The 26,263-nt window shown below is 59.0% G+C and carries 23 protein-coding genes; 20 read left to right on the top strand and 3 right to left on the bottom strand.

Annotated features, from left to right (window positions below; translation table 11 throughout):
* The first annotated feature begins 2 nt into the window (after window positions 1-2).
* The 19 genes from RAH42_RS06005 to RAH42_RS05915 all read left to right on the top strand — a co-directional run bounded on the left by RAH42_RS06005 (window position 3) and on the right by RAH42_RS05915 (window position 20,979).
* The gene (locus tag RAH42_RS06005; protein ID WP_009163576.1) at window positions 3-266 is read left to right on the top strand and encodes a DUF370 domain-containing protein; all 264 of its coding nucleotides are present in this window, start codon (window positions 3-5) and stop codon (window positions 264-266) included.
* Window positions 253-828: a guanylate kinase gene (gmk, locus tag RAH42_RS06000; protein ID WP_078016148.1), complete on the top strand. Its 576-nt coding sequence runs from the start codon at window positions 253-255 to the stop codon at window positions 826-828. The genes RAH42_RS06005 and gmk overlap by 14 nt, the downstream gene beginning before the upstream one ends.
* Before the next feature lie 11 nt (window positions 829-839).
* On the top strand, window positions 840-1,172 hold the full coding sequence (locus RAH42_RS05995; RefSeq protein ID WP_078016149.1) for a DNA-directed RNA polymerase subunit omega: 333 nt from the start codon (window positions 840-842) through the stop codon (window positions 1,170-1,172).
* Window positions 1,173-1,193: 21 nt separating this feature from the next.
* Window positions 1,194-2,102 (top strand): hypothetical protein, encoded by a 909-nt coding sequence (locus RAH42_RS05990; protein WP_317540175.1) that lies wholly within the window; start codon window positions 1,194-1,196, stop codon window positions 2,100-2,102.
* Window positions 2,066-2,980: a hypothetical protein gene (locus RAH42_RS05985; RefSeq protein WP_317540174.1), complete on the top strand. Its 915-nt coding sequence runs from the start codon at window positions 2,066-2,068 to the stop codon at window positions 2,978-2,980. Before RAH42_RS05990 ends, RAH42_RS05985 begins: the two co-directional genes overlap by 37 nt.
* A gap of 32 nt (window positions 2,981-3,012) precedes the next feature.
* Window positions 3,013-4,344, top strand: a complete 1,332-nt coding sequence (gene der, locus RAH42_RS05980; RefSeq protein WP_296428532.1) for a ribosome biogenesis GTPase Der — start codon at window positions 3,013-3,015, stop codon at window positions 4,342-4,344.
* Window positions 4,345-4,400: 56 nt separating this feature from the next.
* The gene (locus RAH42_RS05975; protein WP_255415964.1) at window positions 4,401-4,718 is read left to right on the top strand and encodes an HU family DNA-binding protein; all 318 of its coding nucleotides are present in this window, start codon (window positions 4,401-4,403) and stop codon (window positions 4,716-4,718) included.
* 273 nt (window positions 4,719-4,991) lie between these two features.
* Window positions 4,992-6,206 carry a DUF3798 domain-containing protein gene (locus RAH42_RS05970; RefSeq protein WP_296428526.1) on the top strand — a complete coding sequence of 405 codons (1,215 nt, stop codon included), beginning with the start codon at window positions 4,992-4,994 and terminating at the stop codon, window positions 6,204-6,206.
* 429 nt (window positions 6,207-6,635) lie between these two features.
* A complete protein-coding gene (locus tag RAH42_RS05965; protein WP_078016154.1) occupies window positions 6,636-7,847 on the top strand; it encodes a DUF3798 domain-containing protein in 1,212 nt (403 codons plus the stop codon).
* 312 nt (window positions 7,848-8,159) lie between these two features.
* Window positions 8,160-9,758, top strand: coding sequence for a sugar ABC transporter ATP-binding protein (locus RAH42_RS05960; RefSeq protein ID WP_296428524.1), 1,599 nt, complete (start codon window positions 8,160-8,162; stop codon window positions 9,756-9,758).
* Window positions 9,755-10,798 (top strand): ABC transporter permease, encoded by a 1,044-nt coding sequence (locus tag RAH42_RS05955; RefSeq protein WP_317540173.1) that lies wholly within the window; start codon window positions 9,755-9,757, stop codon window positions 10,796-10,798. Before RAH42_RS05960 ends, RAH42_RS05955 begins: the two co-directional genes overlap by 4 nt.
* The gene (locus RAH42_RS05950; RefSeq protein ID WP_317540172.1) at window positions 10,798-11,907 is read left to right on the top strand and encodes an ABC transporter permease; all 1,110 of its coding nucleotides are present in this window, start codon (window positions 10,798-10,800) and stop codon (window positions 11,905-11,907) included. Before RAH42_RS05955 ends, RAH42_RS05950 begins: the two co-directional genes overlap by 1 nt.
* Window positions 11,904-12,290 (top strand): DUF6672 family protein, encoded by a 387-nt coding sequence (locus RAH42_RS05945; RefSeq protein WP_317540171.1) that lies wholly within the window; start codon window positions 11,904-11,906, stop codon window positions 12,288-12,290. Before RAH42_RS05950 ends, RAH42_RS05945 begins: the two co-directional genes overlap by 4 nt.
* Window positions 12,291-12,455: 165 nt before the next feature.
* Window positions 12,456-13,076: a 30S ribosomal protein S4 gene (gene rpsD, locus RAH42_RS05940; RefSeq protein ID WP_120371918.1), complete on the top strand. Its 621-nt coding sequence runs from the start codon at window positions 12,456-12,458 to the stop codon at window positions 13,074-13,076.
* 166 nt (window positions 13,077-13,242) lie between these two features.
* Complete coding sequence (gpmA, locus tag RAH42_RS05935) at window positions 13,243-13,992, top strand: 2,3-diphosphoglycerate-dependent phosphoglycerate mutase (protein ID WP_317540170.1); 750 nt, start codon at window positions 13,243-13,245, stop codon at window positions 13,990-13,992.
* 99 nt (window positions 13,993-14,091) lie between these two features.
* Complete coding sequence (locus tag RAH42_RS05930; RefSeq protein ID WP_296429082.1) at window positions 14,092-14,970, top strand: lysophospholipid acyltransferase family protein; 879 nt, start codon at window positions 14,092-14,094, stop codon at window positions 14,968-14,970.
* A gap of 1 nt (window position 14,971) precedes the next feature.
* Window positions 14,972-15,412 (top strand): endonuclease, encoded by a 441-nt coding sequence (locus RAH42_RS05925; protein ID WP_317540169.1) that lies wholly within the window; start codon window positions 14,972-14,974, stop codon window positions 15,410-15,412.
* Between the two features lie 14 nt (window positions 15,413-15,426).
* Window positions 15,427-16,791: a chloride channel protein gene (locus RAH42_RS05920; protein WP_317540168.1), complete on the top strand. Its 1,365-nt coding sequence runs from the start codon at window positions 15,427-15,429 to the stop codon at window positions 16,789-16,791.
* Window positions 16,792-17,493: 702 nt separating this feature from the next.
* The gene (locus tag RAH42_RS05915; RefSeq protein WP_317540167.1) at window positions 17,494-20,979 is read left to right on the top strand and encodes an ESPR-type extended signal peptide-containing protein; all 3,486 of its coding nucleotides are present in this window, start codon (window positions 17,494-17,496) and stop codon (window positions 20,977-20,979) included.
* A gap of 171 nt (window positions 20,980-21,150) precedes the next feature.
* Here RAH42_RS05915 and RAH42_RS05910 read toward each other — a convergent pair whose 3' ends face one another.
* From RAH42_RS05910 to RAH42_RS05900, 3 genes are all read right to left on the bottom strand, one after another.
* The gene (locus RAH42_RS05910; protein WP_317540166.1) at window positions 21,151-22,248 is read right to left on the bottom strand and encodes an ABC transporter ATP-binding protein; all 1,098 of its coding nucleotides are present in this window, start codon (window positions 22,246-22,248) and stop codon (window positions 21,151-21,153) included.
* Entirely contained in the window at window positions 22,248-23,894 is a 1,647-nt protein-coding gene (locus tag RAH42_RS05905; RefSeq protein WP_317540165.1) for an iron ABC transporter permease, read from the bottom strand. The genes RAH42_RS05910 and RAH42_RS05905 overlap by 1 nt, the downstream gene beginning before the upstream one ends.
* Before the next feature lie 145 nt (window positions 23,895-24,039).
* Entirely contained in the window at window positions 24,040-25,026 is a 987-nt protein-coding gene (locus RAH42_RS05900; protein ID WP_317540164.1) for an ABC transporter substrate-binding protein, read from the bottom strand.
* A 263-nt stretch (window positions 25,027-25,289) separates the two neighbouring features.
* Here RAH42_RS05900 and RAH42_RS05895 point away from each other — a divergent pair, with 263 nt between their 5' ends.
* Entirely contained in the window at window positions 25,290-26,252 is a 963-nt protein-coding gene (locus RAH42_RS05895; protein WP_120372971.1) for an NrtA/SsuA/CpmA family ABC transporter substrate-binding protein, read from the top strand.
* Window positions 26,253-26,263: the final 11 nt, after the last annotated feature.

Here is a 26,263-nt window from a genome sequence, read left to right as displayed (position 1 = left end):
CCATGGCGCGAACGCTTGTGCATGTCGGCTTCGGCAATATGATCGTGGCCGAACGGATCGTGGCGATCATCCAACCCGCCTCTTCTCCCGTCAAAAGGCTCAAGGAAGAGGCGCGCGCGGCCGGACGTCTGATCGACGCCACGAAAGGGCGCAAAACAAGAGCGATCATCGTGACGGACAGCAACCACGTCCTGCTTTCGGCTATCCAGCCGGAAACCATCGTCAACCGTATTTCAGAAGGGGACAGCGCCGATGACGAAGAATAGAAAGGGCACGCTGTTTGTCCTTTCCGGACCCAGCGGCGCCGGAAAAGGCACGATCCGTGCCAGAGTTTTCGAGGCGCTTGACGGATTGAGCTATTCCGTTTCCTGTACCACCCGTGCTCCGCGCGAGGGAGAACGGGACGGCGTAGACTATCGTTTCATCACGCCGGACGACTTTGCGGCGCATATCGCGGCGGGAGACTTCCTGGAATGGGCCGACGTGCATCGTCACCGCTACGGAACTCTGAAAAGCGATGTGGAAAAAGTCTTGAACGAAGGCAAGGACATGTTTCTGGAGATCGATGTGCAAGGAGCGCTTCAGGTCAAGAAAAAGATGCCCGAAGCCGTGACTCTTTTCGTTGTGCCGCCGTCCATCGAAGTCCTTGAAGAACGTCTCAGAGGGCGGCATACCGAAGGCGAAGCCGAGCTGCGGCTTCGCCTTCGGAACGCCGTCGAAGAAATGAAACAGCGGGACCGCTACGATTTCGTGGTGGTCAACGATTCCCTGGACGAAGCGGTAGAGCGCGTGTGCCGTTTCGTGGAGCAGCGCCGTCAGGCTCTTTGAGGAGAGGTAAAATGAATTTTCATAATCTGGATAAAATTATGGACAACGTGAACGTGCACAACAAGTATCTTCTCACGGCGGTCATCGCGCAGAGGGCGCGTCAGATCAGCGAAGTGAAGGGTGTCAACGGGATCCTTGAGAAACACCCCGGCGAAAAGGCCATCTCTTTGGCGCTGTGCGACATGGAAGATGGAAACGTCAGCGTGCAGCTGCAGACCGAAACGATCCCCGACGCCATCGAGAACGAGTTGGAGTCGGAAGCGGCGTTCGAAGAAGAACAGAAGAATCTGGAGCGCGCCGCGGAGAAAAAAAGTTCCGAAGCTGCCGACGGCCGTCGGAAATAAAAGCGGTCTCGGGCTCGGAGCATGCTTCAACTGCAGGTTTTGATCCCCGGGCCATGGTGGCATGAACTGACGTATCAAACAGACCGCGACGTGCCGCCCGGCGCGCGAGTGCTCGTTCCCATGGGACAAGGCGTCCGTGTCGGCCTTGCGGCGGGAAGGACGCAGTCCGCGGCGTCGATCCCGCTGAAAAACGTTCTGCGGGTCTTCGACGCGCAGCCGGTGCTGAACCGTCCTTATCTGCAGGCCGTACGTGAAATTGCCCGGGCCTTTTTGTGTTCGCCGTCGGAAATCCTGCGGCTGCTGATGCCGGCGTCGTTTTGGCGGGGAGAACCCTTCGTGCCGTACGGAGAGAGCGAAAAAATCCCGTTCTCATTTGAATTCTGTTATCGTTACGACGCTGAAGAGCGCTGGCGGCTCTATCGCGAAAAGATCCTCGCCTGTCGTCGCGGCGCGCTGGCGCTCTTTCCGGAACGAGAGCAGGCGCAAAGATTTTACAAAAGTCTGGTCGGCGCGATCCCAAAGGACCGCCTGATCCTGTGGCCGGCGTCGGGCGCTCAGGCGGCGACGAAGAGCTGGCGCCGGGCCCTGTCCCGCGACGACGCCGTGATCGTCGGCGGTCCGGGAGCGGCAGCTGCGCCGCTTGCCGCGCCGGAACTGTTCGTCGTCGACGAAGAAGCGAATCCATCCTGGCGCAGCAAAAAACGTCCGCCGTTCTCGCTGAAGAGCTTTGCCGCGGCCCGCGCCCGCGCCTCCGGCGGCTGTCTTGTCGTGGGGGGCGGATCCCGTCGTCGCGGGTGTTCAAAAACTTCCGCCCGGCCGAGCGGAAAACGCCGGCGCGGGCTGTCGCGCGCATCCTTGACCTCCACGGCGCTTCGCTTCTTCCGTTCAGGGGAGTGCAGTTTCCGCTGCCTCTTTCCGACGTGCTTGTGACGGAAACGCTGCGGCATGCGGCCGACAAGCGCGTCGTTTTTTGGCTTCTGGACCGGCGCGGCGTGAGCGGCGAACTGCAGTGCGCCGATTGCGGCCAAACGGTGCAGTGCCCGCGTTGCGGCGCCGCCATGGTTTTTGAGCGGGACGAGATGCGCTGTCCTCTCTGCGGCGCCAGGGCGGGAGTTCCCGAAGTCTGTCCGCAGTGCGGCGGGCGGATGTTCCAGGGCACCTCTCCCGGTCTGGAAGCGCTTCAGCCGATGGCGCAGAATCTTTTGGGCGCCAGTCCCGTGTGCCTGTGGCACGCCGAGAATCCTGCGAACCTGACCGACGGGCGCCGCCGGCTTGCCGAACTGAAGCAAAAAGGCGGGCTTTTGCTCGGCTCGCGGCGAGCGCTGAGCCTGCTTGACGAACTGCGTCCCGCTTTGATCGGCTGGCTGGACGCTGACGCCGAAGCTCGTCAGCCCGAATATGCATCGCGCTTTTCCGCGTTTTCCATGTTCGAGGAATCCCTGTGGCGGGGACAGGGGACGCGCACAGTTCTGTTTCAGACGCGCCGCCCCGGACAGTCGGTTCTCAAATCTCTTCAGGCCGGCTGGAGCTATTTCTGGCGGGAGGAATTGGCGGAAAGAAGCGCCTTCTCTTTTCCCCCCTATTCGCACCTGGTCAGAATGGAGCTGCCGAAAGGCTGGAAAGAGAAGGACGACTTTGTCTTCGGACTTGACGAAGCCGGTTTTACGACCATGCAGTCCGATGCGGCCGGCGCGGCGCTGACCGTTTTTACCGCGCGCATGGCGCCGTTGCGGCGTTATCTTGAAAAATATTTCACCATCCGGAGTTCCCGCCGAGGTTTCCCCAGCGTCGAAGTTTGCTCGGACTGACGGAAAATCCGCTCGCATGAAGGAGTTATGCAATGGCAATAGTGTCGATCGTCGGACGTCCCAACGTAGGGAAGTCATCGCTGTTCAACAGGATCATCGGCGAACGCCGGGCTATCGTCGACGATATGCCGGGCGTTACGCGCGACCGTTTGTATGGCTGCGTGCAATGGCAGGATAAAAGTTTTTACGTGGTCGATACCGGCGGCCTGCTGCTGAAAGACAAAGACCCGATCATGGAGAGCATGAAAGATCAGATATTCCAGGCCATCGAAGAGAGCGACGTCGTGATCTTCATGATCGACGGCAGTCAGGGCGTCACCTGGATGGACAAAGACGTGGCCCAGGTGCTTCGTTCTCATTCTTCGATGGTCATTCTCGCGGTCAATAAAATAGACGACTTCAGTCACGAGGACGACGTCGTCGAAGCCTATTCGCTTGGCTTCGAAAAAGTCGTTGGGGTCAGCGCGCTTCATGACCGCGGCGTTGACGAGCTTTTGGACCAGATCGTGCAGATGCTGGGCGATAAAGGAGACGCGCAGGGGGCGGAAGAAGGCGTCATCAACGTGGCGCTCGTCGGCCGTCCCAACGTGGGCAAGTCGAGCATCCTCAACGCGCTGACGGGCAGCCGGCGGTCGCTGGTCAGCGACATCCCGGGAACGACCCGCGATTCGATCGACGCCGTGCTCGAGTATAAGGGAGAACGCTTCCGCATTGTCGATACGGCCGGTCTGCGCCGCAAAAGCCGGGTCAAGGACGACATCGAGTTTTATTCGACGGTGCGGGCCATGGACGCGGTCGACCAGTGCGACGTGGCCGTCTTCGTGATGGACGCGCGGGAACTGGCGACGGAGCAGGATCAGCGTCTGGTGGGGGAGATTCTCGCCCGCGGCAAGGGCGTCGTCCTCGTGGTCAACAAATGGGATTTGCTGCCGAACACGCCGGAGACCGGCGACGAAGTGAACGGGAAACTCCGCGAGGAGTTCCGCTTCGTCAGCCATGCGCCGGTGCTTTTCACGTCGGCCGTTTCCGGGCGCCGTCTGCACCGGCTGCTCGATCTGGTCAGCCGGGTGCACAAGCGCCGCCAATCCAGATTCAGCACGACGGTATTGAACCGCATTATCCGCGACATGCTGGCTTTTGACCGTCTGCCGACGGACGGCACGGGACGCCGGCTGCGGATCTATTACTGCACGCAGAGCGCCGCGGTACCGCCGACGTTCATCTTCTTCGTCAACGACACTTCGATCGTGACGAAGAGCTTTGAGAACCATCTGTCAAGAAAAATCCGCGAAGCGGGAGATTTTGCCGGCGTTCCGCTGCGTCTTTTTTGGCGTTCCAGCCATGGAAGCAACGAAAAGGCTTGACCTTTCAGTGACATTGCGTTTAGAATAAGGGCGTCTCATTATGAGGCGCCCTTTTCATGCAGGCTTTTCGTATTGATAATTTAAGGAGGCAGAGAAAAATGACAAAGAACGATCTGATCAACGAAGTTGCCGCAAATGCTGGAATGAGCAAGAAGGCGGCGGGCGAGGCGATTTCGGCTACTTTTGCTGCGATCGAGAAGGCCCTTGCCAAGGGAGACAGGGTTCAGCTGGTCGGTTTCGGCACATTCGAAGTCCGCAAGCGTGCCGCCCGCGTGGGGCGCAATCCCCAGGATCCCAAGAAGACGATCCAGATTCCCGCCAAGAAGGTGCCCGTTTTCCGCGCCGGCAAAGGCCTCAAAGACCAGGTCAACTAATTCTTCGTGGTTTCGGAAACAGCGTGTATGGATTTTGCATGAGTTTTTCTAAAGAAGGGCGCTCAGTGAAAACTGAGCGCCCTTCTGTGTTTATGCCCGTCCAGACGGTGCGGTGCCCGCGAGGACGGCGCTTCTGGATAGTAAATTAATGTTTGTTCATGTTTTGTTTGCAATAAAAGTGTCATTGACGATGCCGAAATATTTGTGTAAGGTCTAAACGGCAAGTGAAATTGATTTTTTTTTGCTAAAATTTATGTATCGGAGGAGATAACAATGAAAAAGTTTGTTGTTGGTCTGCTGACCGCGGCGTTGTTTGCGGGGGCCGTGTCCGCCATGGCGGCAGAGTCGGCGAAGTTCCACATCGGCGTCTGCACGGGCACGGTTTCTCAGACCGAGGACGATCTTCGCGGCGCGGAAGAGCTGATCAAACGTTACGGCGACGTCGCCGACGGCGGCATGATCAAGCACATCACCTACCCCGACAACTTCATGACCGAGCAGGAAACGACGATCTCCCAGATCGCTTCGTTCGCCGACGATCCGCTGATGAAGGCCGTTATCGTCAACCAGGCCATCCCGGGCACGACCGAGGCGTTCCGCCGTATTCGCGAGACGCGCCCCGACATCCTGCTGTTTGCCGGGCAGAACCACGAGGATCCCGGCGTCATCTCTCCCACGTCCGACCTTGTCACTCACGCCGGAGATCTCGCCCGCGGCTATCTGATCATCCTCGCCGCCCACAAGCTGGGCTGCACCGATTTCGTCCATATCTCCTTCCCCCGCCACATGAGCTATGAGCTCCTCTCCCGTCGCGCCAAGATCATGGAGGCCGCCTGCAACGACTTGGGCATGAAATACCATTTCGAAACGGCTCCCGATCCCACCAGCGACGTCGGCGTGGCCGGCGCGCAGCAGTTCATCCTCGAGAAAGTTCCGCATTGGATCGAGAAGTACGGCCCGATGGCGGCTTTTTTCTGCACCAACGACGCGCATACCGAACCCCTGCTGAAGAGGATCGCCGAGGGGAAAGGCGGCTATTTCATCGAAGCGGACATGCCTTCGCCGCTGATGGGCTACCCCGGCGCGCTGGGCGTCGAGCTCTCTGACGTGGCGGGCGATTTCCCCGCGATCCTCAAGCGAGTCGAGGACGCCGTGATCAAGGCGGGCGGTTCCGGACGCATGGGCACCTGGGCTTACTCTTACGGATTCACCAACACTTTGGCGCTGGGCGAGTACGCCAAGAGCTGCATCGAAAAGGACGTCACGCCGAAAAACTTTCGCCGCAACTTCAAGATGGACGCTCTTCTGAAAACTTTCGACGCGGAAACTCCCGGCGCAAGCTGGAACGGGACGATCTACAAGGATGCGAGCACGGGCCTCGAGCTGAAGAACAACATCCTCGTCTATCAGGATACCTACATCTTTGGCAAGGGCTACCTCAACATGACCGGCGAGGTCATTCCCGAAAAATATCTCGACATGAAGTAAATATTTGCCGATATTTGAGGGGCGGAGAAGCGTGCTTCTTCGCCCTTTTTTGCAAAAAATAAGGCCTTGAGCGGGCGTCCGGCGTTCTTGCCGCATATGGGACACGCGGAATCTTTCTTTTGTTTTCATTGCATTAAATTTGAAATAGCTGTTATTTTTAATAGAGCTGTGTATTTATTATCTTAATATTTGACAAAAAGTCTTGGATAAGTCGACGTAAGCTTTTATCTCTGGGAGAGATGCGATGCGCATATCCGACCATGTTACACCGTCATAAATTTTTAGCAGTAAATTCAACGTTTAGTTTTCGTTTTTTTACAACTGACTCGTGATTGACGGTATTTCCTTCCTCGTGTAAACTTTTCCTATGCAAGTAAGAAAAGGCGAATTTCTTCTTGCTAAAATTTATGTATGTGGAGGGGATAAGTAATGAAAAAGTTTGTTGTTGGTCTGCTGACCGCGGCGTTGTTTGCGGGGGCTGTGTCCGCCATGGCGGCGGAGCCCGCGAAGTTCCACATCGGCGTCTGCACGGGCACGGTTTCTCAGTCCGAAGACGATCTCCGCGGCGCGGAAGAGCTGATCAAGCGTTACGGCGACGTCGCCAACGGCGGCATGATCAAGCACATCACCTATCCTGACAACTTCATGACCGAGCAGGAAACGACGATCTCCCAGATCGCTTCGTTCGCCGACGATCCGCTGATGAAGGCCGTCATCGTTAACCAGGCCATCCCCGGCACGACCGAGGCGTTCCGCCGTATTCGCGAAGCCCGGCCCGACATCCTGCTGTTTGCCGGCGAGAACCACGAGGACCCCGGCGTCATCGCGCCTTCGGGAGATCTTATCATTCACTCCGACAGCATCGCCCGTGGTTATCTGATCATCCTCGCCGCCCACAAGCTGGGCTGCACCGATTTCGTCCATATTTCCTTCCCGCGTCATATGAGCTATGAGCTCATGTCCCGCCGCGCCAAGATCATGGAAGCCACGTGCAACGATTTGGGCATGAAATATCACTTCGAGAGCGCTCCCGATCCCACCAGCGACGTCGGCGTGGCCGGCGCGCAGCAGTTCATCCTCGAGCACGTTCCGCAGTGGCTTGACAAGTACGGCCCCAATACCGCGTTCTTCTGCACCAACGACGCCGAAACCGAGCCTCTGCTGAAGAGGATTGCCGAGAGCAAGGGTTTCTTCATTGAAGCCGACCTTCCCTCTCCGCTGATGGGCTATCCCGGCGCGCTGGGCGTCGAGCTCTCTGACGTGGCGGGCGATTTCCCCGCGATCTTGAAGAGAGTGGAAGACGCCGTTGTCGCCAAGGGCGGCGCCGGACGCATGGGCACGTGGGCGTACTCCTACGGGTTTACGACGACCCTTGCTCTTGGCGAATATGCCAAGTCCTGCATCGAAAAGGATGTGACGCCCAAGAATTTCCGCCGCAACTTCAAGCGCGAAGATCTCCTTGCCGCCTATAACGGCGCCACGCCGGGCGCAAAGTGGAACGGTACCGTCTATATGGACGCCAACACCGGGCTCGAGCTGAAGAACAACATCCTTGTCTATCAGGATACTTATATTTTCGGCAAGGGCTATCTCAACATGACCGACGAGGTCGTTCCCGAAAAGTATCTGCAGCTGAAATAGCACATGAAACTCTAGGCAGAAAAAGGAGCGGGGGAGTAATTTTCGACCTCCCCCCGCTCCTTTTTTTAAGCGATCGTCCGGTACTTATACTAATTCTTGATGAAAGTATTGGCATAGTTTTCGGGGGCGCTGCGGGGAAGTTCAGTCGCTCAGAACTCCCTCGACTGCTGCGCGGTCTGCGCAGCTCGCTTTGTGAATCTCCCCGCAGCGCCCTTGCGTTCGGCTTTTTAATTGAGAAATAGTATCAAAGGTAATAGATCAATTTCTGACCGCTTGGAACGGCGGTTTATCTGGTAAAGGAGGTACTCGTCCATGGGAGGAGAACCTTTGCTTCGTGTGGAACAGGTAGGCAAAGCCTATTTCGGGAATCGAGTTCTCAAGAATATCTCGTTTTCCCTGGCTAAAGGACGGATTCTTGGTCTCGTCGGTGAGAACGGCGCGGGGAAATCGACGCTGATGAATATTCTGTTCGGCATGAACGTGATCGCCGAAACAGGCGGTTACGAGGGCAAATTTTACATCAACGGCAGAGAAGCGGACTTCCACAGCCCGAACGACGCGCTGGAAGCCGGCATCGGCATGGTCCATCAGGAATTTTCGCTGATCCCCGGCTTTTCGGTCACGGAAAATATCGTTCTCAATCGCGAGTCCCTCGTTTACAATCCTCTGGTTGAAGCTTTCGGCGACCGTCTGAAGACGCTGAATCGCGCCGACATGAAACTTCGCGCGACCGAGGCGATCAAAAAGCTGAATTTCTCGCTCGACGGCGAGACGCTCATTTCCGAACTTCCCGTCGGGCACAAAGAGTTTACCGAAATCGCCCGCGAGATCGACAAGAGCAAGACGCAGCTTCTGGTTCTCGACGAGCCCACGGCGGTCTTGACCGAGAGCGAAGCGGAGATTCTGCTCGACTCGATGCGCCGGCTGGCCAAAAACGGCATCGCCATCATCTTCATCTCGCACCGCCTGCGCGAGGTCATGGAAGTCTGCGACGACATCGTCGTCCTGCGCGACGGCGAAGTGGTGCTGACGACGGAGCCGTCGAAGACGACCGTGCGCGAGATCGCCAGCAGCATGGTGGGACGCAACATCGAAAAGGCGGCTCAGGGCGATGCGGAGGAGCGCAAGTTCGGGCGGGAGATCCTCAGGGTCCGCAATCTATGGGTCGATATGCCCGGCGAAACGGTGCGCGACGTCGATCTCGACATCAAGGAAGGCGAGATCTTCGGCATCGGCGGTCTGGCCGGACAGGGGAAACTTGGCATCTCCAACGGCATCATGGGGCTTTATGCGTCCGGAGGCTCGGTGGAATTCGACAGCAAGGCCGTACAGCTGAACGACCCGACCTCGCCTTTGTCGATGGGAATCTCCTCGGTTTCCGAGGATCGCCGCGGCGTCGGTTTGCTGCTCGACGAATCGATCGCGTGGAATATCATCTTTACGTCATTGCAGAATCAGAAACGTTTTCTCAAATCGTCGTGCGGCGGTTTGGTGAAGGTTCGCGACGACAGCGCCATTTTGGATTGCGCCAGAAAGTACATTCAGGAGCTGGAGATCAAGTGCGTCAGCCCGAAACAGCGCGTGCGCGAGCTCTCCGGCGGAAATCAGCAGAAGATCTGCCTGGCCAAGGCTTTCGAAACGCATCCCCGGTTGCTTTTCGTTTCCGAACCGACGCGCGGCATCGACGTCGGCGCGAAGAAAGTCGTGCTCGATACGTTGAAGAAGTATAACCGCGAACTTGGCATGACCATCGTGATGATCTCTTCCGAACTGGAGGAGCTGCGTTCGATCTGCGACCGCATCGCGATCATCGACAAGGGGACGGTCGTCGGCATCAAGCCCGCTTCCGCTTCTTCGGAGGAGTTTGGCTATCTGATGCTTGGTACCAGCGAGGAGGCTGCGAATCAATGAAAGACATCAAGAATTTTATCGAGGATGTTGGCTGGCCGCGAATCCTCATCGCGTTGTTCCTGCTCTCGTTGTTCGTGCTTGCGCCTTTTGTCGGCGTGCGTCTCGACGCGTCGATCAACGACACTTTGGTGCGCTTCGGCATGAACGGCGTCATGGTGCTGGCCATGGTGCCGATGGTCCAGTCGGGCTGCGGCCTCAATTTCGGTCTGCCGCTCGGCATCATCGCCGGGCTGCTGGGCGCCGTGACGAGCGTCGAGCTCGAAGTCACCGGACTGCCGGGCATCCTCACCGCCATGCTGATCGCCACGCCCATCGCCGTGGTCCTCGGTTGGTGCTACGGGCTTCTGCTCAACAAGGTCAAAGGCAGCGAGATGATGATCGCCACCTACGTGGGCTTTTCGTCCGTCGCTTTGATGTGCATCATGTGGCTGGTATTGCCTTACAAGAGCCCGAACATGGTCTGGGGCTACGCCGGCAAGGGACTGCGCACGACCATTTCCATCGAAGCTTTCTGGCAGAACGCCATCAGCAGCATCGGCGCGTTTCGCATCAACGAGTTCCTGGCGTTTCCCACGGGAATGTTCCTCTTCTTCCTGCTGCTCTGCGCTCTGATGTCCCTTTTCATGAGGACCCGCACGGGGACGGCCATGACCATCGTCGGTTCCAATCCCGATTATGCCCGTGCCAGCGGCGTGAACATCGACAAGATGCGCACGCTGTCGGTCATCCTTTCCACATGGCTGGGCGCGATCGGCATCATCATGTACGAACAGTGCTTCGGTTTCGTCCAGCTCTATATGGGGCCTTTCTACATGGCGTTTCCGGCTGTCGCCGCGATCCTGATCGGCGGCGCCTCCGTGAAAAAAGCCAATATCGTCAACGTGATCGTCGGAACGATCCTGTTCCAGGGGATCCTGACGATGACGCCGTCGGTTATCAACAGTATGATCCAGACTGATATGTCTGAAGTCATTCGCATTATCGTGTCGAATGGCATGATCCTGTACGCTCTGACTCGTGTGACGAAGGTGAGATCCTGATGAACAATACGAATAAAATCAAGATGTTCCTGATCAGGAACGCGGTGCCGATTGTCTTTCTTGTCGTGAGTGCGATTGCGATTCCGATCTCCCGTTTCTCTCTCGACTATCTGGCCCAGGAGATGCTGATCCGTCTGTCGCGCAACTCGTTCCTCGTCCTCTCGCTGCTCGTTCCCATCATGGCGGGGATGGGGCTGAACTTCGGCATGGTCCTGGGGGCCATGGCGGGGCAGCTCGGGCTGATCTTCGTCAGCGACTGGAACGTTGTCGGCCTGAACGGCATGGTGCTCGCGGCGATCATCGCCACGCCGCTGGCGATCTTTTTCGGCTGGATCTGCGGCGTTGTCCTGAACAAGGCCCGCGGCCGCGAAATGGTCACGTCGTATATCCTGGGATTTTTCATGAACGGCGTGTACCAGCTGGCGGTCCTCTACGGATTCGGCAGCATCGTGCCGATCACGAACAGCAAGCTGGTGCTGTCGAGAGGGTACGGGATCAGGAACACGATCAACCTCGACAACATCCGCCGCTGCCTTGACGACTTGATCCCGCTTGAGATCTTTGGGATCCAGATCCCCGTCGCGACGTTTGTCGTCATTGGCTTCTTCTGCCTGTTCATCGTCTGGTTCCGCAAGACCAAGCTGGGGCAGGACATGCGCGCCACCGGACAGGACATGGCCGTGGCCGATTCGGCGGGCATTCCCGTGCTCCGCACCCGCGTCATTTCCATCGTGATCTCGACGGTGCTGGCCTGTTACGGACAGATCATCTTCCTGCAGAACGTCGGTACGATGAACACCTATAACAGCCACGAACAGGCCGGCGTGTTCGCCATCGCCTCGCTGCTGGTCGGCGGCGCGAGCGTCAGCCGCGCTTCGATCCTCAACGTGTTCGTCGGCGTGATCCTGTTCCATCTGATGTTCGTCGTCTCGCCGATGGCCGGCAAGTATCTGACCGGCGACGCACAGATCGGCGAATTTTTCCGCGTCTTTGTGTCGTACGGCATCATTTCGCTGGCGCTGGTGCTCCATGCCTGGAGACGGCACGCCGATCGTGAGATTGCCCGCGCGCAGTTCCGCGGTCAGAATGCGGACGGAGGCACGAAATGAAGATGAAAAGAATCCTCGTAAACCTTGCGATTGTTTTGATTTTTGCGGCGCTGGGCTGGTATTGCTACGATCGCGGCAAAGCCTATGATTTTCTTGTCGAGAACACGGCCTATACCGGGGACGGCCAGGTGATCGAGTCGATGGAGGCCGTTCAGGTCTCGATCGATTCCAGGGAGGGGAAGATCCTTTATGCCGACGACCGCGATCAGGCCGTTGCGATCGGCAGCGGCACGCACAAAGCCAGGATCGATATCCTCGATATGGACGACAAACCGATCGAAGGACAAAGCCGAATTTTCACTTTCAAACTTTCCCGGCTCGGCAAGAAACCTGTTCTGAACATCCCCTTGGCGTACAAGAACGGCGATCCGGCAGCGAAATAGAGGATCTGTCGAGGGATAAAGAGAACGAGGCGCGTTTTTCATAGATAAAATACTGAAGAAACTCGATTCTCTCCTTGACAGAAACTGATCTTTGAAGTAAGTTTTACAGGCTGCTGGAAAGAAATATCCGTCCAATTTCTTTTGTGCGAAGGAGTAACATGATCAATGTCCAAGAATGTCAACAGAAAGGTCACTCCCAAGGGGAAGATCGTTCGTCGGCTCGGTGCCAACGTATTCGGCAACCCCAAGTACGATAAGCTGCTTGCCAAGAAGGCCACGCCTCCCGGAGGAGCGCCTCGTCGTCGTGCGAAGCAGTCCATTTATGGGCTTCAGCTTCAGGAGAAGCAGAAGATCCGCCTTGCCTACGGTGTGAGCGAGAAACAGCTTCGCGCCGTTTACGTCGCCGCCAAGAAGATGGATGGCGTTACCGGCAGCAACATGCTGGTCCTGCTCGAGAGCCGCTTCGACAACGTAGTCTATCGTCTCGGCTACTGCGTCACCCGTCCTCAGGCCCGTCAGCTTGTTCGCCACGGTCATTTCCTCGTGAACGGCCGCAAGGTCGATATGCCCGGCGTGCGTCTCAACCCCGGTGATGTCGTCACCGTTCGCGAGAACAGCGCCGAGATGGTGGTCCTCAAACAGAACCTCGAAGCGGCGGCAGCGGTTTCCAAGCCCGCATGGCTGACCCTCGAAGGCGGCAAGGGAACGATCGTTCGCCTGCCCGAACGGGCGGACATCCCCAACATCGCCGATGAGCAGATCGTCGTCGAGTTCTACTCCAAGTAAAAGCGTTTCGTGTTTTCAGCCCGTCCGGAGAGGACGGGCTTTTTCTATTTCTCCCGCAGGAGACGAAGCGGCATTTGTCGCGGAGAAAATCCTCGACGCCGGCTGTTTTTTCAGCTAAAATACATCTATCGGCACAGAACATTTTTACTCTCTGGAGGCTGCGATCATGACTTATAAGATAATTCTCCTGCGTCACGGCGAGAGTCAATGGAACCGAGAGAACCGTTTCACCGGGTGGACCGATGTGCCGCTGTCGGAGAAAGGGATCGAAGAGGCGCGTTCCGCCGGGAGGCTCATGAGGGAAGAAGGCTTCGTGTTCGACAAAGCCTACACGTCCTGCCTCAAGCGCGCCATCAAAACGCTGTGGCTCGCCCTGGAAGAGCTCGACCAGATGTGGATCCCGGTCGTCAAAGATTGGCGTCTGAACGAACGCCATTACGGCGCTCTGCAGGGATACAACAAGGCAGAAATGGCCGAAAAAGCGGGCGAGGCGCAGGTCAAGATCTGGCGCCGCAGCTATGACGTGCCGCCGCCCCCTCTGACGCGCGACGATCCCCGCTATCCCGGCAACGACCCACGGTACGTGAATCTGAGCCCGGCCGAACTGCCTTTGACCGAATGCCTGAAAGACACGGTCGCCCGCGTTCTGCCCTATTGGAACGAGGTGATCTGTCCGGAGATCGCGGCAGGGCGGCGGCTGATCGTCGCGGCGCACGGCAACAGCCTCAGGGCGCTGGTCAAATATCTGGACGGCACCGGCGACGAGGAAATCGTCGGGCTCAACATTCCCACGGGGATCCCGCTGCTCTACGAACTGGACGAGAACCTGCGCCCCGTTTCGCACCGTTATCTTGGCGATCCCGAAGCCGCGAAGGCCGCGGCGGAAGCCGTCGCCAACCAGGCCCGAAGAAAGTAATTTGTCGGCGCACGAGGACCGGAGGCAGTTTCCGGTCCTTTTTTGCGGCGCGCTGCGCGAAGCGGCGTTCTCACGACGGCCGCAGAGAGAGGAGAATCCATGCAGAATTTTTACTGGTACTTGATTTGCGCTCTCAAAGCGATTTTTTGCCGGCTGCCGCACAAAACAGCGGTCCGGCTGGGAGACGCGCTGGGAAAGGTCATGTGGCTGGTCTGCAAAAGCAGAGTCGACAAGGCGGAAGCGCGCTGCGTGCGCGCGCTGGGCGTCGGCGTCACGCCGGCGCGGCAGATCGTCCTGCGTTCCTACCGCAATATCGGCCGGGCCGTGGCGGAAACGCTGCGCCTTCCCAAGATCGCGGCGACCGTCGAACGGTATGTCGCTTTGCAGGGCGAAGAAAACCTTCGGCAGGCGCTCGCCCGCGGCCGCGGGGTCATCCTGTTGCTGGGGCATCTCGACAACTGGGAGATCGCCAACATCTGCGTGTCGAAAAAATATCCGCTCAACGTCGTCGCGGCGAATCAGCGCGATCAACGTATCACCGCCCTGCTCATGAAGCTTCGTTCGCTGGCCGGTTCGCGGAACGTGCAGAAAGGGCAGGGCCTGAAAGGCGCGATCCGCTGCCTGCGAAACGGCGAAGTGCTGTGCGTTCTTCACGATCAGGACGCCAAGGATCAGGGGCTTGTCGTCCCCTTCCTGGGGCTGCCGGCCAGCACGCCGACGGGCGTGGCCCGGCTGGCCGCGAAGTTCGGCGCGGCCGTGGTGCCGACGCATATCGTGCGCAACCCCGACGGTTTTACCCATCGGGTGATTTTCGAGCCGGCGCTCGCGGAGCCCTCCGGAACCGCGTTCGGCGAAAACGAAGAAAGCTGTCTGAAAATGTGCAACGACCGCATCAGCGCCTGGATCCGCGAACATCCCGGGCAGTGGCTGCTGTGGCTCTATCCGCGCTGGGCCAGCACAGTACCGGGGGATCGCTGAAATGTATCTGGGCATCGATCCGGGACGACAGAAGTTCGGCTGGGCGCTTGGCGGCGCTGAGGGCACGCTCGTGGCGTCGGGGATTGTTCCGGCGGAAGAACTCGAGGATTTTGCCCTGAAAGCCGCTCGCTCCTGCAAAGGCTGCGAAGAATGGCTGCTCGAAGGGGAACTCCCCGAAGACGGAAAGATCGCCAAAGTCTTCTGCGGCGACGGTACCGGACACGCGCGCTTTGTACAGGAACTGGCGCGCCATTTTGAAGTTGAGCTTGTCGAAGAGCTGAACACGACGTTGGAAGCGCGCCGGCTGTACTGGGACATGCACCCGCCGCGGGGGCTGAGACGGCTCGTGCCGCTTTCGCTGTTGGTGCCGCCGCGCTGTGTCGACGACCTGGCGGCGTTCTGCATCCTGCGTCGGGCGCTTGCTGCCGGCGCGATCGAATAAGTGGGGGATGAAGAGTGGGTAAAGACAACAGAGGCATCCGCATTTTTTTGGAAGAGTTCGTTTTGTGTTACGCCGTGATCAAATGGACGGTGTTGGCCGTACTGTCGGGGCTTGTCGTCGGCGGCGCGGTCAGTCTGTTCGTGGAGCTGCTCGAGTTCTCCATTGGCGTTGCGGGGAAACTGACGGGAATCTGGCATTACGCCATCCTGCCGCTGGGGCTTGCCGCCAGCGCCCTGATGGTTCATTATCTGGCCCCGGACGCCAGCGGGCACGGCACTGAAAAAGTCGTCGAGGCCGTTCACGAGCGGGCCGGGCAGATCGACGTCAAGGTCGTGCCGGTGAAAATGATCACCACGATCGTCACGGTCGCCGCCGGCGGCTCTGCGGGCAAGGAGGGCCCGGCCACGCAGATCGCCGCCGGGCTGACTTCGACGCTGGCGAAGCTGCTGAAGTTCAACGATCTGGATAAAAAGAAACTCGTTGTCTGCGGCGTTTCCGCCGGTTTTGCCGCCGTGTTCGGCACGCCGGTGGCCGGCGCGGTCTTCGCGCTTGAAGTCCTGTACATCGGTCAGATCTTTTACGACGTGCTGTTCGCCTCGTTCCTGAGCGGCGTCGTCGCCTGGCGCACGGCGCTGCTGCTGGGACTGAAATATTCGTTTTTCCCTGTGGCGGAGCACCTGCCGCTCTTTTCGCCGCAGAACTTCCTTTGGACCTTAGCTGCCGGCGTCTTCTTCGGCCTTGTTTCCCTGTGCTTCATCGAGATCATGAACTTCTCCGAAAAATGGTTTCATGACCTGAAAGCGCCGTTGACCGTGAAGGCTGTGATCGGTTCCGCTTTGATCCTCGCTCTGACCTGGTGCGTCGGCGATTCCTATTTCGGACTCAGCGAGGCGGGCATGGTCTCCGTGCTTCACGGCGGCCGCGTCTCCCCGTGGGCATGGCTCTGGAAGATCCTCATGACCGTGCTGACGCTCTCCTGCGGCGGCAGCGGCGGCGTCGTGACGCCGATCTTCTTCATCGGCGCGTCGGCCGGCGCAGCCTTTGCCTCGTTCTTCGGGCTGAACACGATCGCCTACGCCTCCTGGGGACTGGTCGGCGTTCTGGCGGGCAGCGCCAACGCGCCGCTCGCATCGACGATCATGGCCGTCGAACTGCTGGGCGGCCAGGCCGCGCCGTTCGCCGCGGTCGTCAGCGTCACGTCGTTTATGATCGTCGGGCACCGCAGCGTCTATCCCAGCCAGCTCCTGCAGCGCTCCAAATCCTCTCTGCTCGACGTTTCCGAGAAAGGACAGCGGATCGATCGGAACCTCACCGTCCCCACGCCGGAGCGTTCGCCTGTGCTGGGGCATCTGTCTTTGCGCATGAAACGCAAAAAATGAGGCGGCGTACGGCGGCTGTCGAAAAAGCGCCCAACGTCCCTCGAAACAAGAGCATCCGGCGCTTTTTTAAAGAAAAACACCAGCATAGCCTGGGTTTAAACAAGGAAAGGCTATCTCAAAATTACAGAACGACCTTCAAAGACAAATGCTGCATTTTATTCCTCTCATATGTAGCACTTTAGTACGGCATAGAATTCATCGGAGAAATGTAAAGAGGTCGCCTCAATTGATTTTTGAACTGCCCCCAAAAGCTAGATTCCTAGTCTAGCTTTTGGGGGCAGTTCATTTTTTTTTGAGACCTCTTTTTCTTGTATTCTGCAAGTTTCCGATGGATATTTGCCATCGTATAGAGTTGCGTAAGCCTGCGCGGTCGAGCGCGAGAAGGTGAGGGAAACAATGGATGTAAACAATAAGACATCTTTACGCGGGGGGGGGGGGGATGATATGATACCATTCACTGTTTAATTACAATTTGAATATATGAGAGTTATCAGTTTACATTCAACGAAACCATGAACGACGGCTCACATTCTTCAAAAGAGTTTGAAACAAGCCCAAAGGGCCGCGTCAAGAAAGTCCTGAGAAGGCAACGGAAAAATTTGCGACGGGAAGGGATCCATGCGAACGAAAACTTGAGGAAAAAAAACTGCCGAAGGACGGGTTCTTCGGCTTATTTTATGATTGCCTAAGGAGAGTGTATTTATGAATAAGGTTTACCAAGTCATCTGGAGCGGGGCAAGGGGCTGCCGTGTGGTCGTTTCGGAGCTGGTGAAACGCAACGGCAGGAACTGCGGGAGCTGCGGCGTGTCACTGCGGTCCCTGCTCTGCGCGGCGACTGTCGCTGGCGCCGCTTTGGCGCTGGCGCTGCCGGCCGGCGCAGTTCCCGCGGCGGCCGACGGAAAGCAAAAAGAAGTTGTCCTCGCCGCGTCTGACGGCAGTGTGCATTATTTCTCCGTCAAAGCGGACGACAGCGCGAGTCCCGATGGAACCAACTGGAATAACGACGGTGCCACGGGAGATTCGGCCGTCGCCATCGGCCGGAAGGGGCACGCCATAGGCGATTTTTCGGTAGCTATGGGGCATGATTCGCATGCGGCCGGAAAGGGTGGCATTTCGATCGGCCGTACGGACCTGGACTACCGCTATCAGGGCGCTTTGGGAGACGATTCCATCGCCATCGGTACGGACGCCATTGCCGGAGTCAAGGATCATCCCGAGGTGAGCGCTTCCGTGGCGCTGGGTATACGGGCCGTGAGTAACAAGACGGACGCTGTGGCTATCGGCAGCTACAGCGTCGCCGACCGCGAGCCTGTGGCCGATAAAACCTCGGTCTATATGGGCGGCGATGCGGCAGTACAGAACACCGCTGCAAGCACGAGAAGCGCCGTCGCTGTTGGGCGGACGACAGGCGGCAACAGCTCCTGGTCCGAACGGTTCAATCGTCAGATCACCGGTGTAGCGGCTGGCACGGAGAACAGCGACGCCGTCAACGTGGCCCAGCTCAAGGCCGTCGTCGCAATGGTAGGGACGGCAGCCGGTGGGGTGCATTATTTTTCCGTTAAAGCGGACGACGGCGCGAGCCCCGATAGCACAAACTGGAACAACGACGGCGCCACGGGAGAAAAGGCCATTGCGATCGGCAGATCGAGCAAAGCAAAAGGAAGCGATTCCATCGCCATTGGTTCCGAGTCACAGGTCGAGACAAACAGCGGCGTCGCCATTGGCCTTAAATCACAGAGCGGCAACAGCGGCGTCGCGATCGGCGCCAACTCGCAGAGCGGCAGCGAGTCCGTCGCTTTGGGCAACGGCGCGAAGGCGTACGGTCGCGGTGCTGTAGTACTCGGAGACGGCGCTAAAGCGGATGCGAAGGTCGGCAGCAGCGTTGCAATCGGTTCCTCCAGCACTGCCGACCGTGGTGGGTTTACGTCGAGCACAATCGCCCCTTTCAGCGGCGTCGAACTGAAGGATATCACTCTCGGCGCCGTTTCGGTAGCCGGCAGCGGCAAGCTGCGTCAGATCATCAACCTCGCTGACGGTACGGAACCTACCGACGCGGTGAACTTGCGCCAATTGCGAGCTGTGAGCAGTACAGTGGAAGCCAATACCAGCAACATCACGAAGCTTCAGGGCGGTTTCTACCTGAAAGCCGACAACACGACGTCGAACGTCGCCCTGGGCGGCGCGACGCCCCCGACCGTCGAATTCGCGGCAGGCAAGAATCTGACCGTAGGACTGACCGACAAGAAAATCACTTACGTCATCGTCGAGAATCCCGAATTCGCCAGCGTTACGGTCAAGAGCGGAACGAACAAAATCAAACTCAACGGCGCGACCGGCACCATCGCCGGCCTGAGCAACACCACGCTCGACGCCGGCTGGGGCGAAAACGACCGCGCCGGCCAGGCCGCGACCGAAGGGCAATTGAAACTCGTGAAGGATGACATCGACAATCTGACGCCGACAGTCAACAACGCTCTGCAGGATTGGAAAGTTCAGATCGACGGGGCTGACGTGAAGACTGTCAGCAAGACCGACAACATCCTCAACTTCAAAAAGGGCGATAATATCCTTCTGACGAACGACTTGGGCGCCGTGAGGATCGCTACCAGCCAGACGCCGCACTTTACCGAAGTGACCGTCGGCGCCGCTGGCGCTTCTAAGACTTACCTTTACGACGGCTACGCGACCTTCGGCGGCATTTCCATCAACGACGCCGCTGGAAGCAACACCGTCAAAGGCCTGAGCAACACCACCCTCGACACCGGCTGGGGAACCGGCATACGAGCCGGACAAGCCGCCACCGAAGGACAATTGAAAGCGGCCACCCTCGCCGCGGGACAGAACGCCACCTACACCATCGGCGCCGACCCCGCCGGAGCCGCCCCCGGCATCGTCCTCGACAGCGCGCACAAACGCCTCGACATCATCCCCACAGGCGACGTCATCACCACCGCCGTCAGCGGACGCACCCTCAGAGTCGGCCTCGACCCCGCCAAACTCCAGACCCTGATCAACACCACCACCGCGCCCGTCACCAACATCTCCGCAAAGTTCAGCGTCAGCGACGGAGCGAGCACCCCCCACAGCCACACCGTCACCCTCGCCAAGAACCAGACCCCCAACATCCAGTTCGTCGGCGCCTCCAACCAGATCGTCACCAACGTCACCACCACCCCCGCCGGCGGCGTCGTCACCATCGGCCTGCACCAGGACATCCTGGACGCCATCGCCAATGGCAGCGGCGGCAGCGGCGCCTGGAACCTCCAGACCAACGGAGACACCTCCACCCCCATCGGCAACGGCGACACCGTCCAGTTCAAAAACGGCAGGAACGTCGCCGTCACCCGCCCCCATAACGGCAAAGACGTCACCGTGAGCGTCGTCGACGCCCCCGTCTTCGCCGGCAAAGTGACGGCCAAGGGCTTCGACGCGAAGAAAGAGAAAGTCACCAACGTCGGCGCGGGGAACATCAGTTCCGACAGCTATGACGCAGTCAACGGCGCACAGCTGTGGAAAACCGCAAGCAGCCTCGCCACCCACCTCGGCGGCGGCTCCTCCGTCACCCCCGACGGCACCGTCTCCGCCCCCACCTACAAGTTCAAGTACGTAGGCGGCGGCAGCTACAACACCGTCGGCGACGCCTTGAGCGCCGTAGACCGCCAGTTCGGCAACGTCTACAACAACTTCGGCAACGTCTACAACCAGATGGGCGAACTGAGAAGCAGCATCAAGACCACCGGAGCGCTCGGCTCGGCCCTGTCCGCGCTCAAACCGATGCACTACGACCCCGTCGAACCCAGCCAGCTCATGGCCGGCTTCGGAGCCTACAAAGGCGAATACGCTCTGGCCCTCGGCTGGGCGCACTACGTGAAAGAAGACTTCATGGTGCACGCCGGCGTATCCGTCTCGCACCACGGCGAGTCGATGGCCAACGCCGGGCTGACGTGGAAGATCGGCAGGAAGGCAGACAAGGAGGCGATCCCCGAACGCTACCGCAAGGGCCCCATGAACAGCGTCTACGTGATGCAGAAGGAGAACGCTCAGCTGCAGGCGCAGGTGGCGTCAATGGAGAAGACCAACTCCCATCAGGCCGAGGAAATCGCCGAGATGAAGGCTTCGCAGAAGGAAATGCAGGAGCGGATGGAGCGCTTGGAGCGTCTGCTTCGCGCTTCGGGCAAAATCAAGTAAAAACGGAAACAAGAACTGACGCGGAGAAGCGGAGAAATGCAAAAGCAAGAAAAATGACGCCGCTTCCGCAGCGGAGAAAAAACTGAAACAGCGAGACGGAAAAGGCGCGACGATCATTGATTTCGATCGCCGCGCCTTTTCCATATAGAGTTTTGTGTTGTGTTTTGCGGTTTACTGGCGGGGAGTGTCGATGATCACGGCGCCGCGAGGATCGAACGAGGCCTGGGCGCTGGCGCCGCCGGCGCAGATCTGGGTGCCGGGCAGGAAGGGGACGGACAGGCTCAGGACGGGGCGCGGATCGCCGACCGCCAGTTCGGCGTGATAGTCGAGTCGATCGCCCTCGAAGAGGCAGCGCAAGACGCAGATCGGCAGGCTGTTCTCCTGTCCTTCCAGGCTGAGGTTCTCGGGGCGTACGATCAGCAGGGCGTCCTTTCCGACCTGCGGCGGGTTCTGTTTGCCGAGTCGCGCCCTGACCCGGCAGCCCGCAATTTCGAAGACGCCCATGTCGCCCTCGGCCGCGGCGAGGACGCCGGGGATCAAGTTGGCCTGGCCGATGAAGTCGGCGACGAACGGCGAGGCCGGATCGGCGTAGATGTCCATAGGTGTGCCGACCTGCTCGATGCGGCCGCGGTTCATAACCATGATGCGATCCGACATGGTCAGGGCTTCTTTCTGGTCGTGGGTGACGTAGAGACAGGTCAGCCCCAGTTCCTGCTGGATGCGGCGGATCTCCGCGCGCATGTGGATCCGCAGCTTGGCGTCGAGGTTGGAAAGCGGCTCGTCCATCAGCAGCAGTTTGGGACGCAGGACGAGAACGCGCGCCAGCGCCACGCGCTGCTGTTCGCCGCCGGAGAGCTGGTTGGGATAGCGGTCTTCGGCTTTTTCCAGTCCCACGAGCGCCAGCCCTTCGCGCACTTTCTTGGCGATCTCGGCGCGGCCGAGGCCGCGGACTTTGAGCCCGTAGGCGACGTTCTCGAAGATCTTCATGTGCGGGAACAGCGCGTAGTTCTGGAAGACGAAGCCGATGTTGCGCTCGTTGGCCGGCATGGTGGTGATGTCCGCGTCGCCCATGAGGATCTGCCCCGAGGTGGGGATCTCAAAGCCGGCGACCATGCGCAGCGTCGTGGTCTTGCCGCAGCCGGACGGGCCGAGGAAGGTCAGAAACTCTCCCGTGGTGACCGAAAGATTAACGTTTTGGACGGCGTGAAATTTTTCTCCGTCCTTCATGAAAACTTTATTGATATCGTTCAGAGTCAGTGAAACGGACATCAGCGAATTCCTCCTCCCGCATTGCCGGTGCGGCACAGAAGCCGGGCCAGAAGCGCCATCACGCCGCTGGCGATAAAAACAAGCACGATCAGCACGATCGAAAAGGCGCACGCCTGCGCGAACTGAAGTTCGGTCATGCACTCGAGGATACGCGTCGTGATCAGGCTCCAGCGCACGGAGACCAGGAAGATGGTGGCGCTGATCGCCGTCATGGAGTGGATGAACAGATAGCGCATGCCGGCCAGTATGGCGGGGAGCACCAGCGGCAGCGTCACCTTGCGGAACGTCCGCGCCGAGGAAGCCCCCAGACTCGCCGAGGCCTCTTCGATGGACGGGTCGATCTGCTGCAGCGAGGCGACGACGTTGCGGATACCGGCGGAGGAATAGCGGAACACGTAGGAAGCGACAAGGATCGAAACCGTGCCCGTCAGCACCAGCGGCTTGTCGTTGAAGGCGATCACGTAAGCGATGCCGACCACCGTGCCCGGCAGCGCGAAGTTGAGCAGCGAGACCGTCTCCAGCGTCTTATGCCCTTTGACCTTCAGACGTTCTGTGGCGTAGCCGACCAGAACGGCGAGCAGGCCGCCCAGCGGCGTGCCGATGCAGGCGATGATCAGCGTGTCTTTGATGGCCTTGCGCCCGAAGTTGAACACGTAGGCGTAGTTTTCCGACGTCAGCGCGTTGTTGATGCCCCAGACCTTGACGATCGAGCCCCAGAAAATCAGCGCGTAGATGTAGACGACGAAGATCATTACCGCCGCGATCAGGCCGATGATGCAGGCCGCAGGGAACGGCCCCGGCCCTTTCACGCTGCTGCGGCCGCCGGCCTTGCCCGAGATGGTCACGAAACTTTTTTTGCTCAGCCAGCAGTACTGGAGCGCGTAGACGACGAGCGCGGGCACCAGCAGCACGAAGGAGAGCGCCGCGCCGCCCTTGAGGTCGTACATGCCCGTGATCTGCAGATACGCCTGCGTCGGCAGCACGGGAAACGCGTGCCCGGCCAGGACCAGCGGCGTGGCGAAGTCCGCCAGCGAGCAGGCGAAGACGAGCAGAAAGGCGTTCGCCAGCCCCGGCGCCGACAGCGGCAGCGTCACCGTGCGGAAGACCCGCAGCGGCGAAGCCCCCATCGAATAGGCCGCGTCCTCCAGATTGGAGTCGATGCGGCTGAGGATCGTCGTCAGCGTCATGAAGGCGACGGGGTAGAACGTGAGCGTTTCCGAGAGGAACGTGCCCCAGAAGCCGTAGAAGTTGAAGTTTTCGAGCCCGAGCAGCTTGATCAGAAGGCCGTTCGGCCCCAGAGAGAGCGTCAGCGCGATGCTGCTGGTAAAAGGCGGCGAGATCAGCGGCAGCATGGAAATAATGGAAAGCAGCCATTTGAACCAGCCCGGCAGAGAAAGGCGCGTCACCGCGTAAGCGAAAACAAAGCCCAAGACCGTGCCGGAAACGGCCACGCAGCCGCCCAGCAGCAAGCTGTTGATCAGCGCCTGCCGGTCGTACCAATTGGTGAGGACCGGCGCGAGATTGGCAAGGGTGAATCTGCCGTCGACCCAGAACGCGATCCACAGCAGACGAAGAGCCGGATAGACCACGAAAATCCCCAGAGCGATCCAGAGCGCGGCGATCACGGCCCGAGTGGCGGGATCCAAACGGGGGCGAGTAGAAAGACTGTGCGTCAAAGTTTTTCACCTGCTTCAGTCGAAATATCACGTACGGGCTGCGTCCGATGGAGCGGCAGCCTGCCGGACCGTCAAAAAAAGGGGCTCCGCGAGGAGCCCCGGATAAATTGCCGCGCTACTTGATGACCTCGTTCTTCCAGCGCTCCACGAACTCGTCGCGCTTGGCGCCCTTCCATGCCACGTCGGTCTCGACAAGGTTGATCGCGTTCAGATTGAGCAGAGGGTTGTCGGTTGTGACGTCGGTGCGGGTGGGAACGTAGTTGATCTTGTTGGCGACGATGAAATCGGCAAAGCTCTTGCTGACCATCCAGTCGGCGAACTTCTTGGCGTCCTCGAGGTTCTTGGCTCCGTGCACGACGCCGCAGCCTTCGATGCCGTAGGACACGCCGTCCTTGGGATAGCTGATCACCACGGGGTAGCCCTGCTGCTGGATGTCGAGCGCGTCGACGATGTAGAAAATGCCGGAAGCGCACTGACCGGTCGCGATCGGCATGGCGCCGCCCGCGCCGCTCTTCGTGTACATCTGGATGTTGGCGTGCAGCTTCTTCTGATACTTGAAAGCTTCGTCTTCGCCCATGATCTTCACCAGCGAGAAAATACGCTCCGTCGCCGTGCCGGACGTGCGGGCGTCGGCCATCTGCAGACCGTTCTTGTATCTGGGATCGAGCAGATCGTTCCAGGTTGCGGGAGCCTGCATCTCGTTCTTCTTGAGGAAATCCTCGTTCGTCAGGAAGCACAGCGGGATGATGCCGATGCCCGTCCAGTAGCCGTCCGCGCTGCGGAACTTGGCCGGGATCGCCTCGACGCCCTGAGGCAGGTATTTCTCGAAGACGCCCTGCGTGACGATCGCTTCATAGGTATCGGCCGGTCCGCCGATCAGCACGTCGACCTGAGGATTGTTCTTCTCGGCTTCGAGGCGCGTCTTGGCCTCGCCGGAAGACAGACGCAGGAAATTGACGTGGATCCCCGTCTCCTGCTCGAACGCCTGAGTCACCTTGGAAACGTACTTCTCCGGCATGATCGAGTAGGCGTTGATCTCCGCCGCGCTTGCGGGCAGAGCCGTCAGGCCCAACAACAGAACGAGTGCAGCAAACTTTTTCATCACCGAAACATCCTTTCTGAAATGATTGAGATGAGACGCCAGATGGAACGTAAACATTATAGCGCAGATAGTCAGTGATTCCAAGTGAGATCCAACAGATAAAAATGACCGGAAAACCGAAAAAGGGCGAAGGGGAATCGTTCGTTGGCGCTGTTGCAATTTTTACCTTTGTGAGCGAAAATCCTGTATGGGCATCGCACACCTAAGCGCAGTCGAAATTTGTGCAATCACAGTTTAAATTATATTTTTAAGGAGGAGTTTCCATGGGATTGTTTTCTGTGGCGAAGCGTCTTGCGTTCATCGGGATCTGTTCGTTGGCGCTGAATGTCGGCGGCTTGAGGACGGCGAGTTTAGCCCGCACGGTCGAGTCGATGAACTTCACCTACGTGCAGTCGCCGCTGAACGTGCCTTCCATCGTCGAGAAAGCGCGGGGCAGCTTTGCCTCGTACTTCAAAGAACTGGGCCTGCCGGTGAACTACGCCAACCTGACCGCCGGACCGCAGCAGACGGCGGCCCTCGCTTCCGGCGACCTGCAGATCCTCAACGCCGTCGGCGGCACCTCGGTCATCCTGGCGGCGGCCAACGGCGCCGACGTCAAGATCATCAGCATGTACAGCCGTTCGCCCAAGGCGTTCATGCTGTTCTCCAACGACGCGGCCATCGATTCGCCGGCGGCGCTGAAGGGCAAGACCGTCGCCGGTCCCAAAGGCACCAATTTGCATGAATTGCTGGTCGCATACCTCAAAACCGGCGGCCTGACCATCGACGACGTCAAATTCGTCAACATGGGGATCCCCGCGGCGCTGGCCGCCCTCGAAGGCGGCACGATCGACGCGGCGCTGCAGGCCGGCCCCAGCGCCTACAACTGCATGAAGTCGGGCAAACATCTGATCACCGACGGCGACGGACTGATCGCGGCACTCATCGCCACGGCCACCAGCCAGAAATTCTACGACGAGAACAAAGAGTTGGTCGAAACGTTCGAGAGGGCGCAGCGCTCGGTCCTGCAGTTCATCGCCGAAAATCACGATGAAGCCATGAAGATGACGGCCGAGGCGACCGGCCTGAGCGTGGAAGCCGTGGAGGAAATGTTCCCCATGTACGATTTCGCCATGGACGTCTCCGAAAAAGACGTCGAAGACCTGAAGAAAACGGAACAGTTTCTGCTCGACAACGGCATGATCGACAAGGAGATCGACGTGAAGACGCTTTTCTTGAAGCGCTGAGGCAATGATAA

This window comes from Pyramidobacter sp. YE332, from assembly GCF_033060595.1.
In the GTDB taxonomy this organism is placed as follows: domain Bacteria; phylum Synergistota; class Synergistia; order Synergistales; family Dethiosulfovibrionaceae; genus Pyramidobacter.
The sequence above is the reverse complement of the archived record's forward strand: the minus strand, read 5'-3'. Positions and strand labels throughout refer to the sequence as shown.